This is a genomic window from Dyella sp. NPDC103356, from assembly GCF_055584465.1.
In genome coordinates, this window is sequence record NZ_JBVJLZ010000006.1 from 316,989 (window position 1) to 333,674 (window position 16,686).

Below are 16,686 nucleotides of genomic sequence, written 5' to 3' on the forward strand. Positions count from 1 at the left end.
TATCGCAATGACTGAATGTGTCTATTCCCTTACGTTAGCATCTGTGAGGCTGTCTGGAACAGCTCGCTTGTGCGAGCCCGGATGCGGTCCCGGCAGGAAATACCAGATAGCCGCCAGCAACTGAAGCACGACCAGGCCAGCCCAGACGGTTTGATGTGCCACTAACGGGTAATGGCCTTCGCTGGCCGGCCAATGCCCCAGCACACGACCTATGCCGATCTGAAACAGAAATATCAGCAGGAAAATCACCAGGGTGAATGTGGTATTGACCCGGCCGATAAAACGTACCGGGAAATAATGCGCAAGCACGGCATAGGTCAATATCCCGGTGCCACCCAAAGCACCGTAGGCTGACCACAGCACCGGCTCGGGTAAAGGCACACGTGCTGCGATCAGAGCCTGCACGACGACAAACAACATCATCGTGATACCTGACGACAGGTAAACCGACACCCCGCGCTTTTCGAGCGTGCGTGCCAGCGCGCCAAAAGCGATATTGCCGGCAATGAACGCGGCACCGAGTACCGACACCATCGTGGCAACTCGCGCACCGCTATCGGGAGCAGCCGGCAATGCATCATGCAGAAACGCGCCGACCCATAGCGACTGCATCGCGTAGAACACGCCCTGATTGATGCCGGAAAACGCAGCCAGTTTCCAGAATGCGCGGCTGCTGAGGATATGCCAAGTTCCCTTGAATTGTTCCAGCACACTCGGTTGTTGATGCGTATCGCGCGGTGCCGGCGCGAACAACCAGATCAATGTGGCGACGATCGTGGTCAATCCAGCCAGCCCCATGCACACCGACCGCCAGCTGGTAACCGTAAGCAGCCATGTCAGTGGTGCGCCGACTGCCACTCCGCCGAGCCCACCAACCGCCATTACCAGACCATTGATCAGGGTCAGCTGAGTCACCGGAAAGTACTGCGCCGTGGCCTTGAATGCACCACCTAAGCAGACTGACACGCCGACGCCGATCAACAGACGGCCGATCATCATGACGCCCAGGCTGCTGGCGCTGCCGAACAAAAAGATGCCAGCCGCCGCCAGCAACATGACGCACGATGTGACACGACGCGGGCCGTAGTGATCGAGCAACACACCCGCCGGAATTTGCGCCCCGGCAAAGCCGAGAAAGTACATGCTGGTCAGCGTGCCCAGATCGCTGGCAGAAAAGCCAAGCTCCCTGGTCAGAAAAGGGGCAAAACCGAGATTGACGCCACGAAACAGGAACGAGACGAAATAGCCGGCCGCAAAGACGGCAAAGAGGCGGAGCCTGATGGATGTCATGGGGAGTGGGCGAAGCCAACGTCAGCAAAGACCCATTATTCTCGATTCGCCGATCTGTCGAAAGCTTTGTTATCGACTTATTTGGCCGGCGATACATCCAGGCTCGGATCGCGAAGAAAAAAGGCGACCAGCGCAATCATCGGCGGTATCGCAAAACACCACATCGACCAGGCCGCATAACTGCATGCCCCACCGGCGCAGCCGATCGCGAATGCACAGACTGCCTGCAGCATCGGCACAAGCTTCGGACCAACCACGCGACTTTCGCCAGGCGCCGGTTTGCGCAACCAGTCGGCCACATCCAGCATGATCTGCGTCGTGGTCCCGGTCATCATGGTCGACGGTGGCGTCGTTCCCATATGCACCCGATGCAAGGCGTTCTGGATCGACATGGCGGCGACCAGGGAAAGGCCGGTAACGGCGCCATACAGCGTGTCGCTGCGCTCGAAGGGCCCGAAGTGAACCGCGCAGGCCGCGGCAAAAATGAGCAGCGACAGCTTGATCAGCAGGAGCGTCCGCACGATCGGCCATTTTTGTTCGACCAGCCAATAGTGAAGCTGCCGAACCAGCACGATCACCAGGCAGAACATCGGTAACGCCAGTAGCTTGGTGATGATGCCGGACGTGCCCGTGACCAGCGATGCGCCGATGGTGACGAAGTTTCCCGTCACATGCGCGGTAAACAGACCATGCAACGCCAGAAAGCCCGCGGTATCGACGAAGCCGGCGTTGACGCTGAGAACGAGAGGCAGCGAGGATCGGGTAGTCATGGGTCACCGCACGGCATTCGATTCGACACCCGGCTAATTACCACAAGATATGGCCTACGGTCTTGAACGCACCGCCACGACCGCTTCGGGATCGTCCATGCTAAGGCGAAACCGGCCATGGTCCCAAATGACACGCAGGCGATGGTATTTGGCCAGATAATGCACTGCCACCATGACCGCTCCGATACCGGCCGCGGCGCCTACGGATAGTGCCCAACGCGGACCGAACGTATCGGCGACCCAACCGACGATCGGCGCACCAAGTGGGGTCCCTCCCATGGCAATGGCGAGAAAGATCGCCACCACGCGACCCCGCATCATCGGCTCGGTGGTCAACTGCATCAGGCTATTGGTCGACGTGGTGAATGTCTGCGCCGCCACGCCGATAACGATCAGTGCCACGCCAAACCCCATCGCATTCGGCATGACGGCAGCCATGATCAGGCCAATGCCAAACAAGCCTGCCGAGCCCATCAACAACACGAAGTGCGGCCTCCCGCGCATCGCCGCAAGCAGCGCGCCGGTAACCGAGCCGATGGCCATGGTCGAGGTCAGCAGGCCGTATTGATCGGCACCCCCATGAAAAACACTGACGGACATGGTCGAGATGAAAATCGGAAAGTTGAGTCCGAACGTACCGACCAGGAACAGCATCAGCAGGATCGCCTTCAGATCCGGCCGGCGCCAGACATAGCGAAACCCTTCCACCAGGCTGCCGCGCGTACGGGTCGCCCGCTGGTGCGGATGCAACTCGTCCAGGCGCAGCAAACTCAGCGAATACAACACAGCGCCGAACGTTGCCGCATTGATCAGAAACACCCAGCCCGACCCTATCGCCGCAATCAGCACACCGGCTATCGCCGGTCCGATCATGCGTGCGGCATTGAACGACGTGGAGTTCAGCCCTACTGCGTTGCCCAGATCGTCCTCTGTGACGAGTTCGGATACGAACGTCTGGCGCGCAGGTGCATCGAAGGCGGACGCGCAACCCAGCGCAAACGCGAACACATCGACTTGCCAAAGCCGGACCAGGCCAAATACGGTCAACAGGCCCAACCCCAGCGCGAGCATGCCCATGGTCGCCTGCGTGATGAACACCAGCTTGCGTCGGTCCATATGATCGGCGGCAAATCCGGTCAACGGCAACAGCAGCAACTGCGGGCCGAACTGCAGCGCCATCACCACGCCTACCGCCGTAGCGTTGTGTCGCGTCAACTGGGTCAGCACGATCCAGTCCTGTGCGGTGCGCTGCATCCACGTGCCGATATTGGACACGATCGCCCCACTCGCCCATACCCGGTAATTGAAAATGCGCAGTGAGCGGAAGGTGCCTTTCATTCGATGATGTAGTTCATGGTTCGTGCTCGACCAGGCGCTTGAGCAAGGCAACGGCGAGTTCGAGTTTCGCCAGCTCCGCGTGTGAAAACTCTTGTTGAATAGCGCGAAACAACCAGTCTTCCCTGGCCGCGCGCCCTTCTTTGATCCGTTTGCGGCACGCCGGCGTAATCGACCACAACGTCTGTCGACCGTCGTTGGGGTCTGGTGTACCGCTGACCAGGCCCACGGCTTCAAGTGCAGCCACATTGGCGCCCATCGATTGCGGACGCATGCTTTCCGCACGCGCAAGCGCCGTTACGGTCGATGCACCGTCCCGCTCCAGCCGGGTCAGTGTCGCCAACTGTGACGAGGTGAGATCGCTGAAATGCGCTTGTTGACGCAGGCGACGCTTGAGCTGCCCGGCAACGACTCGCAGCTCTGCCGCGAGAGCGGCGGTTTGTTGTGTACGTGCATCGGCGGGTAATTCGGCCATGTCGTAGATGATGCCATATATGAAGTTTAACTTCAAAGTTAACCTTCATAAATTTATCAATGCAGCGACGGCCTTTCGCGGGACTGACGCCGGACTTGACGTAACAATTTACGATACGCATAGCACTCACGGCATCGGGTCGCCTCAAAGGCCGATGTAAAACAGCGGCGCGATCCATGATGCGAGTTCGGCACTCAAGTCCGCGTCTTATCCGCCGAAATAACGATCTCCTAATATCTGTACCCGGAACACACATGAACGTACGAACCAAAATCACTCTGATCATCTCGATGGCGGTCGTGGTGGCGCTGGCGGTGGGTTCCGGCGGCCTGCTGGCGCTTCGAGAAACCGGCGACCAGTTCGCCTCGCTTTACAACACGGCACTACAGCCGATTGTCGAGGTGACCGGCGTCCGTGGCTTGTTCAACGAAAATCGGACGTTGCTCAATCGCGCGCTCATACAGGGCACGCCTGAAGCGTTGAAAAGCGAGCAAGCCAATGCTGCGGTAAACATCAAGAAAATGGACGATCTGTGGAATCAATATTATCCAGCGCAGATCTCTTCCAGCGATGAAAAGGCGGCGGCTGAACGCTTCATCGCCTCCCGCACAGCCGCGCGCAACCTTGTGGCTCAGGCGGAAGCGCTTATGGTTGCCGGTAAGCACGACCAGGCCAAGCAACTCATGCTGGATACGCTCGGCCCGGCTTATGCTCAGGAAGGCAAGGACATCGAAGCCATCGTGGAGATCAACGAGAAGCAGGCGACACAGTCTTTTGATGCTTCACAACGCATCGAGGCACAAACGCAGATAGCCGTTGTCATCGCGATCGCCTTAGGCGCTATCGCCCTGATGGTCGCCGGCTTCTTTCTGTCCCGCTCGATCATGCGCCCCCTCTTGAAAGCAAGGGCGCTGGCCGAACGCATCAGCAAGGGCGAGCTCAACCATGCCTTGCACGTCGACGGTCGCGACGAGCTGAGCGACACGCTACGCTCGCTCGGCGCCATGGATCGGCAGCTGGCGGACATCGTACGAAAAGTTCGAGACAACGCGGACCAGGTCACTCATTCGGCTCGCGACATTTCGGCAGGAACCGACGACCTGTCCTCGCGGACCCAGGAGCAAGCCTCCTCGCTTGAGGAAACGGCGGCATCCATGGAAGAGATGACCGCTACCGTTCGTCAGAACGCCGAAGGCGCCGGTCACGCGCAGACGCTGACCTCGTCTCTGCGCGACGACGCCCTGTCGACCAGGAAAGTCGCACTGGAGGCCGTCGAGGCCATGGCCAGGATTACCGACGCAAGCCGGGATATTTCCGAGATTGCGGTACTGATCGATGAAATCGCCTTCCAGACCAATCTGCTGGCCCTCAACGCCGCCGTGGAAGCGGCAAGAGCCGGCGAGAATGGCAGAGGCTTTGCTGTCGTAGCCGCCGAGGTACGATCGCTCGCACAGCGAAGCGCGACCGCCGCGAAAGATATCAAGGCGCTGATTTCCGAGACGACGGAGCGCGTTGCCAACGGCTCGGTACTGGTACAACGAACGGGAGCCGCGCTGGCACAGATGGAATCGGGCGCGGTGCAGGTATCGGGTATCGTCAATGAAATTGCCGCCGCATCCACCCAACAATCGGCAGGCATCGAACAGGTCAATCATGCCGTTGCCGCGTTGGATGAAGTCACCCAGCAAAACGCCGCTCTTGTCGAGGAAACCAGTGCAGCAAGCCGGCAAGCACTCGATCTGGCCGAAGAGCTGATGCGACAGGTCGCGTTCTTCACCTTTGCGGGCGATGCCGCGTCGACAGCTGACATGCCGGCTCGCCAGCCGGCTGGCAGGACGGCGCCCCCTGCCCGCCGGCCTTCCTCTCGTCCTGTCATGGCTGTGGCCGCCGAATCGACGGCCTGGCAAGAATTCTAACGAGTGAAGCTACGACCGCCGGCGATATCCGAAAGATCAAGCGCACCGTGGTACACAACCCGGTTTCGACCGCGGTGCTTGGCTTGATAGAGCGCTTCGTCCGCGGTCGACATCAGTGAGGCCGGCTCACTCTCGGTCACGCGATCGAGAAAGCCTACACCCACGCTGATCGTCACTATCCCGGTCGGACCAGGCGCTTCCATGCGCAGCGCCTCCACTGCGGCGCGCATGGTCTCAGCTACCTCGAGCGCTTCTTGCAGCGATACGGCCGGCAACAACACAGCAAATTCTTCACCGCCATATCGGGCAACCAGATCGGATGAACGCAATGTACATCCGGCAACGGTCCGCGCAACCGTACGTAGCCGGTCGTCTCCCATCTGATGACCGAGCATGTCGTTGAGCAACTTGAAATGGTCGATATCGAGCATGAATATCGCCACGCTTTCGCCCGAACGCCTGAGTCGCCACCATTCCGTCGCCAGCGTTTCGTCGAACTGGCGGCGATTGGACACACCGGTAAGTTCGTCGACACGGGCAAGTTCATTGAACCGGTCACGCTCCTCATAAGCTCGCACCTGTATCAGCACACTGCGCAAGCCGTATCCGAGCGTGGCGATGACAAACCCGGTTATCCCGAGTGCCAGATGCGAGCGCACGACAAAACCCGATACCAGCAACAAGGTCACCGGCATCACCAGCGGGCTACCGGCATGCACCACCAGTGAAATACGCCGCGATGCCTTGATACGAAAAGCCGAACCGGCACCGATCGAAGTAGCCATGATCAGCACAAGAAAAGGAATGTCGATGATCAGATCGGACAAGCCGCCGAAGTCGGTATCTTCCGGTTGTACATGATTGATGTAAGACGCCGTCAGCAGATAAACGAGCGAGAAAATCGCCAGCACCCGGAAAAACTGCCGCTTGTACGGCACGGTGCTGGTCACGTACCGAATCAACGAAAACAACACGATAAAGATGTTCTCCAGATCGAACATCATGCGTAGATTCGCCAAACCGTACGCAGTGGCTCCCTGCGCCGTGGCGAGCGAGAACGTGTGCACGAAATACAGGTAACCAAGTACCGCCGCCAACACACCGTCGATCAAGCGTACGTACCAGATGTTTTCGTCGGTGCTGGCAATGGCAAACGTCAACGGGACACCATAGAGCACGTACAGCAGCATGCTGTCGCCGGGTGTCGAATTGAGATTCTGCAGAAAGACTTCCTGGCGCATGTTCAGCGCCATGCCGGCTGCCCACAACAGCACGCCCAGGCCCAGGGCGGACCAGCCCTTGGTCAGCGAAAAACCGACTTTGCCCGCTCGCCAAAAACATACGCCTGCGGCGATCACCGGAGCGGCAACGAGAAAAGCAAAAGAGATGATCATTGCCTGGCGGGCAAAGATCATGATTGCCAAGGCATGGCACATCAAATAGAGCAGCGAAAATAATACCGGCACGCTCCCTCCCTCGGGTTGCGTTCAAAGCCACCATACGCGACTGCGGCGCCGATACACAAGAATCATCACTCCGACACCAGGGTAAAGAAGGCCATAAGAAACGGCGACTTAGTGTGAACTACCGCGCTCTCGGTCCGCTCGAGGGCGAGATATCCTGCGTCCGACTTGCCGGGGTACCGGATTACCCCCGTAGCCCCAAGGCATTATCGAATAACGAGATAAAAGCCCTTGCGTGATTATGTGACCTGATTAGTACGATTCGGCTTGACCTGACCCCTTCCGACATTTAGCGTCCCTACCAGGGGACTCCAGGGGAACTGTCATGCCGAAGGCGGAATCACTCGCTGCAGAACGACGCCGGGAAAGAGCCTCCTCGGCGGCCCCTTACCCACCGCGCCGCTCGGGACGTATCAACGGCCCACCGATCAGCAACGAGGCTTATCGCGCGACGATCGATCTCGGCAACGCGCAGCCGACGATCAATATGCATGGCGGTGTCGGCATTCCCGGCGGTCGTACGCTCAACGATGTACTCGCCTTCCAACCGTTGAAGTTCAACAAGCTCGGCAAGGAGCTGGGCGCGATTCTCAAGACCTCCAAGGAGATACGCAAACAACGCGATGCCGGTGGCACCATCGACGAGGCGCGCCTGAAGGTGGCCGAGGTCAACCGCAAGATCGAATATCCCGGCAAACAGATCGGCGCGCATTCGCTGCATGTGGGTAACGATATCGCCGCCGTCTGGAACAACAGCAAGAGCAAGGTCTATGACTATCCGGACCTCGCACAGTCACTCGACAAGCGACTGGCGAGCCCGAAAAACGCCAAGGACAGCAAGAAGGTCTATTGGAACTCAAAAAAGCCGGAAGACGAACGACGCGGACATGTCGCCGACGGCCTCCAGCACCTGATCGCCGGGAAGCCCGACCAGGCACACGCCGCCTTCGGTCAGGCAGGCCTGACCCAGCGCGGCATGAAATGGGCGTACAAGATGGGAAGCCTGATGCTGGCCGAGCGCGGCCGCGAACTCAGCGGCGGTGGCGGCAAGCAGGTGCACACGGCGCTGGATCACGTTAAAGGCAATGCCGATACGGCGGCGCGCAGTTTCACCGACGTCTTCGTCAAGAATGCAGGCACGCTGGCACCGTTTGCGCAACGTGGTGGCGCCAAGACGCTTAAGTAATCCGGCTTGAAAATGCAGCTGAGTTTCTGTGGAAACGACTTCAGCCCCAAAAAAAACACGCCTCCTATTTGTCATTCCGGCGCAGGCCGGAATCCATTCCTCAGCGCAGATGCTTGCCACAAGCTGTCTTACATGCGGCCACTGAGGAGTGGATCCCGGCCTGCGCCGGGATGACGAATAGGATAGGTCTTTAGAGGCGCCCTGAAGTCACGACAAAGCATTGTCGTTCCCGCAAGATTTGAAACATCAACGGATCGACACTTTCAGCGCCTTGCTCACTTCGCTGGCAATATCGTCCTGGATCATCAATTTGTCGTCCCAGGTGCGATCATAGGTTTCCGACCAGGCGACGAAGCCGTCATTGGCGCGAACCAGTCGCGCCGCCACACGCAGCGTGTTTCCGGATTTCCGGACGCTGCCATCGAGCACGTAGGCGACATTCAACGACCTGGCGACCTGCCCTACCGTGACCTGCTTGTCCTTGAAATAGAACGACGACGTGGGAGATGCCACGTGCAAGTCGTGCAGTTGACTCAACCTGCCGATCAGTTCTTCGGTCATGCCGTCGGCAAACGGCTCCTCGTTCATGGTATCGGTCAAATCGAGGAACGGAAGTACCGCAATGGAACGGGGATTGGGAGCGGCCACGACCGCGGCAACCTGGGGTGCATGGGCATGGCGAAGCAACAGATACGAAGCCAGCCCGCCAAGCACGATCGCGCCGGCTAGCAAACCACACCAAAGATAGAGAGAACGGCTGGCTCTCTTTGGCGCAGCATCCGCTCGCATGTCAAATTCGTCATTGGCCGCAACCTGCGATGGGATCGGCAGCATCACCGAATCTTCGCCGGCAGCGACCGTGGCAACCATGCGGTAACCACGTCGCGGAACGGTAGCGATGTAAGCCGGTTGCTTGGGGTCGTCCCCCAACAGGCGACGCAACGCCGTCACGGCCTGATAGACCGAATCGGGGGTAACGATGACCCCCTGCCATACCTGATCGAGCAGATCGTCGATGCTGACGACTTCTCCGGCGTTTTCGGCCAGGCACAACAGCAAGCGCATCGTGCGCGCTTCCACCCGGACGGTTTCGCTGCCGCGTGTCATCTGCCCTACCAGGGGACTGACCGACCAGTCGCCAATACGCAACGTGGTCTTGGACAAGGATTCCGAACCAGACGACATACAAGCCATGGTTTATAGCCGTGAACCGGCGGCCAAGCGATGGTGGCAGCAAGCCCCTGGGTGGGCAAGCGTCCAGGCCGAATGAAAGCAACAGGCCGGCAATAACGCCAATTCAGAGATCTTCAGAGGATTTCAGGCGCATTTCAGGACTTCGCGCTTCACACCCGAGCACATTGGCGGCAACCGCGCTGGCAGGGTGCCGGCGGCGGAACCCAAGGAGTCTGTTGCATGATTCGTTCTATCGCCCTCGCCACCGTCCTGGCTTTTGCAAGCGTCCCGTTGCATGCCACCACCTATATTCTGGAGTCGCAGCACAGCCAGGGCGTCGTTCGCTGGAACCACCTGGGCTTCTCCAATCCCACCGCGCAGTTCACCATGGCGCAGGGCACGCTGGATTTCGATCAGGCCGACCCAACCCGTTCCACCGTGGCGGTGACGGTCGAGCTCGCCCATTTCAGCAGCGGCGTGCCCGATCTCGACGAAAACTTTCGCACAGTCGATTTCTTCGATACCGCGAAATACCCGACGGCGACCTTCCGCAGCACCAAGGTCGAGCGAGGGAACGCACCGGACAAACTCAAGGTGACCGGCAACCTCACCCTACGCGGTGTGACCAAGCCGGTGACCCTGGACGTGACCGTCAACAAGGTCGGTACCAATATTCGCAGCCACCTCCCCTCCATCGGGTTCGAGGCGACGACGACGCTGAAGCGCTCCGATTTCGGCCTCGGCGCCTTCGTGCCCCAGGTCAGCGACGAAGTAAACATCCATATCACCTGCCAGGCCGATGAAGCCAAGGGCTATGTGAAGCAGCTCAAGGCGGATGCCGACGCGGCCGCCGAAGATGCCAGGGCCGCGGCGAAAAAAGCCGCCGATGCCGAATCGGCGGCGCGCAACTAACCGTTGACCGGCAAGAAATGGCAGCGCCTCATAAAGGCGCTGCCACCATGCATGCAGATGCCACAGCCCTTCTGGTATCAGCCTCCGCGCAACCTGAGCACGAGATGGAATGTCGATTCCTTCTGGACGTTGTAGTCGGAAAGGGTTCGCCCATCCTCCAGTTGCTTGCCGGCAAAAATAAGGCGCTGCTGATCCGGTGGAATCCCTTCCTTGTCCTGGATCTTGGACTTGACGTTCTCGATGGTGTCGGAAGATTCCACTTCCAAAGTGATCGTCTTACCCGTGAGCGTCTTGACAAAGACCTGCATCGCCATGGCTGCCGGGGCGAACACTGCACCACCCAGGACGAGAAAAGCCAGCAAAAGCGCCGACAGGCATGTGCTGCGTTTGTTGGTCGTCTTCATGATGGATCCTCAGTGGGAGGGTTATTTACTGAGTAAGCGCCAGCCCGGTCGGTTCGGCACCCAATGGCCCTTGCGCCGTATTGCCAAAGTCACTCAACGTCGTTCGCGAGCCTGTAGACGGATTGACCAGGAATACCGCTCCATTGCCGCTCGTACCGGCGTAGCTATCGGAAACTCCAATGCCACCGATATTGGGCAGCCATACCAAGGCATTGATATTTGCGCCGAGCGCACCCTGAGCGGCATTGCCAAAATCGCTGATCAGGGTGCGAAAACCCGTAGCGGCATCCACCTTCACCAAAGCGCCCTCCCCATTCGTACCGGCTTCATCGACAAGCACATAAATGGTGTTGCCCGGTGTAACCAACACGCTGACCGGCGTGCTCAATGGATTGGAATCCACCCAGCCTTCGCTGCTATCACCAAAATCGCTCAACACTGACCGTGTCTTTGCCACGGGGTCGACCTTGAACAACGCGCCATGCTGGTTGGTGCCCGCGCTACCATCGCTGACCAGCACCGTATTGCCCACCAGCCCAAGCAAGCCCGGATACAGCGCCATGCTGTCCGGGTAAACACCTTGCGGGCCGTTGGTGTCGCCAAAATCGATCACGGTCGATCGATTGCCGCTGCCATCGATGGAAAAAATGGCACCCTGTCCATTGGTACCGGCGAAGGGATCGCATACAAGAACGCCACTCCAAAGGCCCAACAAGCCAGGCACGACCAGCAGACTTTGGGGGTAAAGACCCAGCGGGCCTTGAGCACTGTTGCCGAAATCGCTGAACAACGTCCTCTGCCCGGTCGATGGGTCGATCGTATAAAGCGCGCCCTGTTCGTTAGTTCCGCCACTTCCATCGGTCACCAACACTTCGCCCGGAATCAGGCCCAGCAACCCCGGTGGCTTCCAGCCAACCGCATTCGGATCGACGCCCAGCACGCCTTGCGTTGCACTATTGAAATCGCTGAAAACAACACGCTGCCCCGTACTCTGATTTACCGTAAACAATTGCCCCAGGTGTGAGGCTCCCGCCGTTTGATCCACGCTCAGCAAGGTTCCTGACGTCAGCGGGGCCGCCAACGCGCTGCCCGTGAGGCCAGTGGCACAAACGAAGCACCATATCAGTCGAGATTTCATCGTCATGTCCCAGATATAGGAAAGAATCGATCGACCCTTAGGGACCGCTCGATATACACATCGATCGCCCAAACCCCAAGCCGCGGACACGCCCACGCCTGCGCCATCCGCATGGATGACGTCGACAACGCGTCGGCGCACTAGGCAAGCACCAGCTTGAAGGTCGTCCCCGCACTCCCATGGCGACCCGATCCTCGATCGATCGGGACCGGTTCGCCGCGCGGATACTTTCGATAATCGGCTTTAGCAAAAGTAGAGCGCGCGTGAAAACAGTAATCACATAATGATTATGAGACTCAATCGATAATAATTAGGAAATTAATCGCTAATTAGCGCATTTAATAATCCACGCCACCAACGGCTCGAAGACCGGTCACACGCAGCCCGATTCGGGCGTCCTGGATGTGCCCCCAGCTTACCGAGGCCACTCAGATGACACAGACAACCGCATTACCGTTGACCATTCTTGTCGCCGGCGCCACCGGCGTTATCGGCTCGCGCCTGCTGCCCCTGCTGGTGGCACGCGGACACCGTGTTTTTGGCACCACCCGCACACCGGGTAAAAAGGTCGACCTGCTCACGCATGCCGGTGCGACACCGGTAGTCGTGGACGTTTTTGACACGGCAGCCTTGAGGGACGCTGTTGCAGCTATTCGCCCCGATGTCGTCGTGCATCAATTGACCGATCTGCCGCGTGCCCTCGATGCGAGCCGCATGGAAGAAGGCGTGCGCCGCAATGCTCGGATCCGCTCGGAAGGAACCGCCAACCTGGTGGCGGCGGCGCAAGCCGGTGGCGCGCATCGCATCGTGGCGCAGAGCATTGCGTGGGCCTACGCACCGGGCAGCGAGCCGTTCGGCGAAGACAATCCCCTGGAAGAAAACGCACAAGGCCTGCGCGCGATCAGCGTCGGCGGAGTCATCGCGCTCGAACGCGCCGTGCTCGGCGAGGCGGGCATCGATGGCCTGGTGCTTCGCTATGGACAGTTGTGGGGACCCGGCACCGGCAGCGATACGCCCGAAGGCAAGAGCATGCCACTGCACGTGGACGACGCAGCGCATGCAGCAGCGCTTGCCGTGGAACGGGGGCAACCCGGCATCTACAACATCGCCAGCGACAACATGCTGCTCAGGACCGACAAGGCACGGCAACAGCTCGGCTGGATGCCATCGGTTCACGCGCAGATCGGGTAATAGCGGGCGGAAACGAGTACCGATGTTTCGGCACTCGGTTCCATCACGCGCTTTACGGCGTCGCCAGCGCCGGTCGCGTGCGGAAATTCAGCGCAATGATCAAGGCGGCCGCAAAAAGCACCGCCGCGCTTGCGCTGAACACACCCTTGGCACCGCTTACGTCGAAGATCGCGCCACCGGCAGCCGCACCCATCGTGATCGCCAGTTGGACCGCCGCAACGATCAGGCCGCCGCCGCTTTCCGCTTCATCGGGCACGGTGCGCGTAATCCAGGTGGACCAGGCCACCGGTACCGCACCGAACGCCATCCCCCAGAGAGATACCAACACCGCGTGCAGAACCGGCACCCGCCCGAGCACCACCAGGCCAAAACCGATCAATGCCATCAGCAATGGCATGAACATCAAGGTGAGACGCAAGTTGCGCTCGAGCATCAGACCCGCGAGCGAGGTGCCCAGGAAATTGGCCACACCGAAGCCGAGCAGGATGGCCGAAAGACCGTTCACGCCGACACCGGTGACACCTTCCAGAAACGGACGCAGATACGTAAAGAAGGCGAAGTGGCCGGTAAATACCAGGGTGCAGGCAATCATGCCCCGGCCCATCCCTGGCCGCTTCAACACGTCGATCAACGTGCCCAGGCGCGTAGTGCCGCTTGGCGCCATTCTGGGCAGAGTCACAAGCTGCCAGACCAGCGCCAGCGCACCCAGCACCACTGCCCACAGAAACACATGACGCCAACCGATGATGCCGCCCAGGTAGCTGCCAAGTGGCGCGGCAGCGATGGTTGCCAGGGACACGCCGCTGAACATGATCGACAACGCGCGCGGCACCATCGCTTCGGGCACCAGGCGCATCGCGGTTGCGGCGGACATGGTCCAGAACCCGCCGATCGCGATACCAAGCAATACGCGTCCGATCAGAATGGTCGGCAGGTTCGGGGCGAAAGCCACCAACACATTCGACACGATCAGCAACACCGAGAACGCCAGCAAGACCCAACGCCGGTCGATATTTCGCGTGATCGTCGCAATCAACAGGCTGGTCACCATCGCAACGGCGGCAGTGGCCGTTACCGCCTGGCCTGCCAGGCCCTCGGTCACGCCCAGGGTCGAGGCCATCGGCGTCAACAGGCTCGCAGGCAGAAATTCCGCCGTGACCAACCCAAAGACACCCAGCGACAGCGAGAAAACCGCGCCCCACGCAGGCTTCTGCTCTACCGGCGGGGTCACGTCGACTTGCAGACACGCATTCATTCGCGGCATTTCCCTTTCAAAAGGCTAGCCTAAAGGCCGCCAGCCGGACGGTCTATGATATACAATCCGTACTTCTTGATTATTCGTCCGGACATGTCCACACCCCTACCCCAGCCAGCCGATACACACGATCTGGCCAGCGAGCTGCTGCTGGGCATGCGGCTGGTCGGTGTGCAGTACAAGCGGATCGAGGCGGTGGCCCCGTTTGGCCTCGGTTTTGGCAAGGCACCGGGCCGAGCGCAGTTTCATTTCATCGGTAAAGGGCCGGTCTTTTTGCGCGGCACCAGCGGAACGCTCTATCGCCTGGAAACAGGAGACGCTGCGTTACTACCGCAAGGTGGCGCGCATGCGCTGCTGTCGACGCCGGACATTCCCTGCCAGGACATCGCTGACTTCGAGACCACCGACCTGTGCGCCACGGTGTGCGCCGTCAAGCCCAATGCAAACGACGCATCCGCATGCACCGGCGCGCTGATCTTCAGCGGATGCATGGAGTTCGATCTGGGTGGCATGCAGTTGCTGGTCAACTCCATGCCCGAAGTGATGCTGGTCGGCACGCTGCTGGAACGGTATCCAGAACTTCGGACCATGCTCGATGCGATGGAGCGTGAGTCGCAAACGAAGCGTGCGGGTTTTGCTGGGATTCTCGCTCGACTTGCCGATGTCGTCTCCGCATTCATCGTGCGCGGCTGGGTCGAGTGCGGATGCGGCGACGCGACCGGGTGGGTAGAAGCATTGCGCGATCCCAAACTGGGCAAGGTGATCCTGGCGCTGCACCGCGATCCCGGCAAGAACTGGACGGTTGCAGAACTCGCCGCGGAAATGGGCAGTTCCCGCTCGGTGTTTGCCGAACGTTTTCTCGCCGTCACCGGCATGACCCCCGTTCGCTATCTGACCGAGTTGCGCATGCGTCTGGCTGCCCAATGGATCAGTCACGACCGTCAGTCGATCGAAACCGTGGCGTTCCGGCTGGGTTATGGCTCGCTTGCCGCCTTCAGTCGCGCGTTCAAACGCATCGTTGGGCAGCCACCAGGGGCGTTGCGTACACAAGCGCATTCTGTGGATTAAAAACGCGCCCCGACAAACGCCCTGACCTGCCCGATCCTGGCCATGGTTACTGGCAACGATGACAGGCTCGGTCAGGAGCTATGTCAGTGACTCCGTATCGCACCCTGCTCACCATTGCCGCGGCACTGCTTGTACTCGCTAGCGCCAGCGTCGACACGATGGCCTTTGTCGGCAAGTTGCTCGTCCTGCCCGCCCATCAGGAAATGGACTCTCCTCCAGCCGACCTATCCGCAACGGCGGTGCGTTTCGCCAGCGCATCGGGCAACCGGATACGCGGCTGGTTCATACCCGGCCTGCCCCGCCATGGCGCCGTCCTTCTCCTGCACGGCGTGCATGCCAACCGTTTGGCGATGTTGCCGCGTGCACGTTGGCTGCATGATCTGGGTTATTCGGTCTTGCTTATCGATTTTCAAGCCGCTGGAGAAAGCGAGGGAAATGCCGTTACGTTCGGCTACCGCGAATCGCGCGATGCCGGCGCGGCGCTTGACTGGCTCAGGCTAAAGGTGCCGGGGGAACGCATCGGCATCATTGCGACGTCCATGGGCGGTGCAGCGGTGTTGTTAGCCGAACCCACCTTGCAGGTCGATGCCATCGTGCTCGAGCAGGTCTATCCGACGATCCAGGATGCCTTGCGAGATCGTCTTTCCTTGCATGTGGGACTGGCAGGTCCATGGCTGACCCAGCCATTTCTTATCACCATGCACGCGATGCTGGCGATCGATCCGGAACGGCTGCGCCCGATAGATCATATCGGAGATATCACTGCGCCCATGCTGCTGATTGCCGGCGATGCGGATAGACATACACGACTCGACGAGTCACGTGCCATGTATGCCGCAGCGGGTACAGGAAGCCGGCTATGGATTGTTCCCGGTGCGCGTCATGTCGATCTATATCGCTATGCGGGTGATGCGTATCGTCAACGGGTGGGGGATTTTCTGGAGACCACACTGCAGAAGGCTCGCTTCGCATCGCCTCTTGCGCCCCCTCACCCCAACCCTCTCCTCCGGCAGAGCCAGGGGAGAGGGAGCTAAAAGCGCGCAAGATTCAAACTCGCCTCAGTGTGACCCCTCTCCCCTGGCTCGCCGAGGGAGAGGGCTGGGGTGAGGG

Annotated in this window: 15 protein-coding genes; 6 read left to right on the forward strand and 9 right to left on the reverse strand. The window is 59.8% G+C overall.

The annotated features are described in order from the left end of the window. Positions 1–21: 21 nt before the first annotated feature. From ACZ6WW_RS16005 to ACZ6WW_RS16020, 4 genes are all read right to left on the reverse strand, one after another. Positions 22–1,290, reverse strand: coding sequence for an MFS transporter (locus ACZ6WW_RS16005; protein WP_465275076.1), 1,269 nt, complete (start codon positions 1,288–1,290; stop codon positions 22–24). A 77-nt stretch (positions 1,291–1,367) separates the two neighbouring features. Next, positions 1,368–2,060: a YoaK family protein gene (locus ACZ6WW_RS16010; protein ID WP_465275077.1), complete on the reverse strand. Its 693-nt coding sequence runs from the start codon at positions 2,058–2,060 to the stop codon at positions 1,368–1,370. A 54-nt stretch (positions 2,061–2,114) separates the two neighbouring features. Then, a complete protein-coding gene (locus ACZ6WW_RS16015; protein WP_465275078.1) occupies positions 2,115–3,398 on the reverse strand; it encodes an MFS transporter in 1,284 nt (427 codons plus the stop codon). 13 nt (positions 3,399–3,411) lie between these two features. Continuing rightward, complete coding sequence (locus tag ACZ6WW_RS16020) at positions 3,412–3,906, reverse strand: MarR family winged helix-turn-helix transcriptional regulator (protein WP_465275079.1); 495 nt, start codon at positions 3,904–3,906, stop codon at positions 3,412–3,414. Positions 3,907–4,046: 140 nt separating this feature from the next. Here ACZ6WW_RS16020 and ACZ6WW_RS16025 point away from each other — a divergent pair, with 140 nt between their 5' ends. Continuing rightward, positions 4,047–5,786 carry a methyl-accepting chemotaxis protein gene (locus ACZ6WW_RS16025; RefSeq protein WP_465275080.1) on the forward strand — a complete coding sequence of 580 codons (1,740 nt, stop codon included), beginning with the start codon at positions 4,047–4,049 and terminating at the stop codon, positions 5,784–5,786. Here the strand turns inward: ACZ6WW_RS16025 and ACZ6WW_RS16030 are convergent. Then, positions 5,783–7,252, reverse strand: a complete 1,470-nt coding sequence (locus ACZ6WW_RS16030; protein ID WP_465275081.1) for a GGDEF domain-containing protein — start codon at positions 7,250–7,252, stop codon at positions 5,783–5,785. The two genes, ACZ6WW_RS16025 and ACZ6WW_RS16030, sit on opposite strands and share 4 nt — an antisense overlap. Before the next feature lie 322 nt (positions 7,253–7,574). Between ACZ6WW_RS16030 and ACZ6WW_RS16035 the strand changes: the two genes are divergently transcribed. Beyond that, on the forward strand, positions 7,575–8,435 hold the full coding sequence (locus ACZ6WW_RS16035) for a hypothetical protein (RefSeq protein WP_465275082.1): 861 nt from the start codon (positions 7,575–7,577) through the stop codon (positions 8,433–8,435). A gap of 246 nt (positions 8,436–8,681) precedes the next feature. On the opposite strand, the gene ACZ6WW_RS16040 is transcribed toward ACZ6WW_RS16035, so the two are convergent. Further along, positions 8,682–9,620, reverse strand: a complete 939-nt coding sequence (locus ACZ6WW_RS16040; protein WP_465275083.1) for a winged helix-turn-helix domain-containing protein — start codon at positions 9,618–9,620, stop codon at positions 8,682–8,684. Positions 9,621–9,848: 228 nt separating this feature from the next. Here ACZ6WW_RS16040 and ACZ6WW_RS16045 point away from each other — a divergent pair, with 228 nt between their 5' ends. Beyond that, positions 9,849–10,520 (forward strand): YceI family protein, encoded by a 672-nt coding sequence (locus ACZ6WW_RS16045; RefSeq protein ID WP_465275084.1) that lies wholly within the window; start codon positions 9,849–9,851, stop codon positions 10,518–10,520. Between the two features lie 77 nt (positions 10,521–10,597). On the opposite strand, the gene ACZ6WW_RS16050 is transcribed toward ACZ6WW_RS16045, so the two are convergent. Together ACZ6WW_RS16050 and ACZ6WW_RS16055 are read right to left on the reverse strand one after the other, a co-directional pair. Beyond that, entirely contained in the window at positions 10,598–10,924 is a 327-nt protein-coding gene (locus tag ACZ6WW_RS16050) for a ubiquitin family protein (RefSeq protein ID WP_281849187.1), read from the reverse strand. Between the two features lie 25 nt (positions 10,925–10,949). Further along, a complete protein-coding gene (locus tag ACZ6WW_RS16055; protein ID WP_465275085.1) occupies positions 10,950–12,062 on the reverse strand; it encodes a hypothetical protein in 1,113 nt (370 codons plus the stop codon). 432 nt (positions 12,063–12,494) lie between these two features. Between ACZ6WW_RS16055 and ACZ6WW_RS16060 the strand changes: the two genes are divergently transcribed. After that, positions 12,495–13,253 (forward strand): NAD-dependent epimerase/dehydratase family protein, encoded by a 759-nt coding sequence (locus ACZ6WW_RS16060; RefSeq protein WP_465275086.1) that lies wholly within the window; start codon positions 12,495–12,497, stop codon positions 13,251–13,253. A 52-nt stretch (positions 13,254–13,305) separates the two neighbouring features. Here ACZ6WW_RS16060 and ACZ6WW_RS16065 read toward each other — a convergent pair whose 3' ends face one another. Then, on the reverse strand, positions 13,306–14,508 hold the full coding sequence (locus ACZ6WW_RS16065; RefSeq protein WP_465275087.1) for an MFS transporter: 1,203 nt from the start codon (positions 14,506–14,508) through the stop codon (positions 13,306–13,308). A 54-nt stretch (positions 14,509–14,562) separates the two neighbouring features. Between ACZ6WW_RS16065 and ACZ6WW_RS16070 the strand changes: the two genes are divergently transcribed. After that, complete coding sequence (locus tag ACZ6WW_RS16070) at positions 14,563–15,576, forward strand: AraC family transcriptional regulator (RefSeq protein ID WP_465275088.1); 1,014 nt, start codon at positions 14,563–14,565, stop codon at positions 15,574–15,576. A gap of 80 nt (positions 15,577–15,656) precedes the next feature. Then, entirely contained in the window at positions 15,657–16,610 is a 954-nt protein-coding gene (locus ACZ6WW_RS16075) for an alpha/beta hydrolase (RefSeq protein WP_465275089.1), read from the forward strand. Positions 16,611–16,686: the final 76 nt, after the last annotated feature.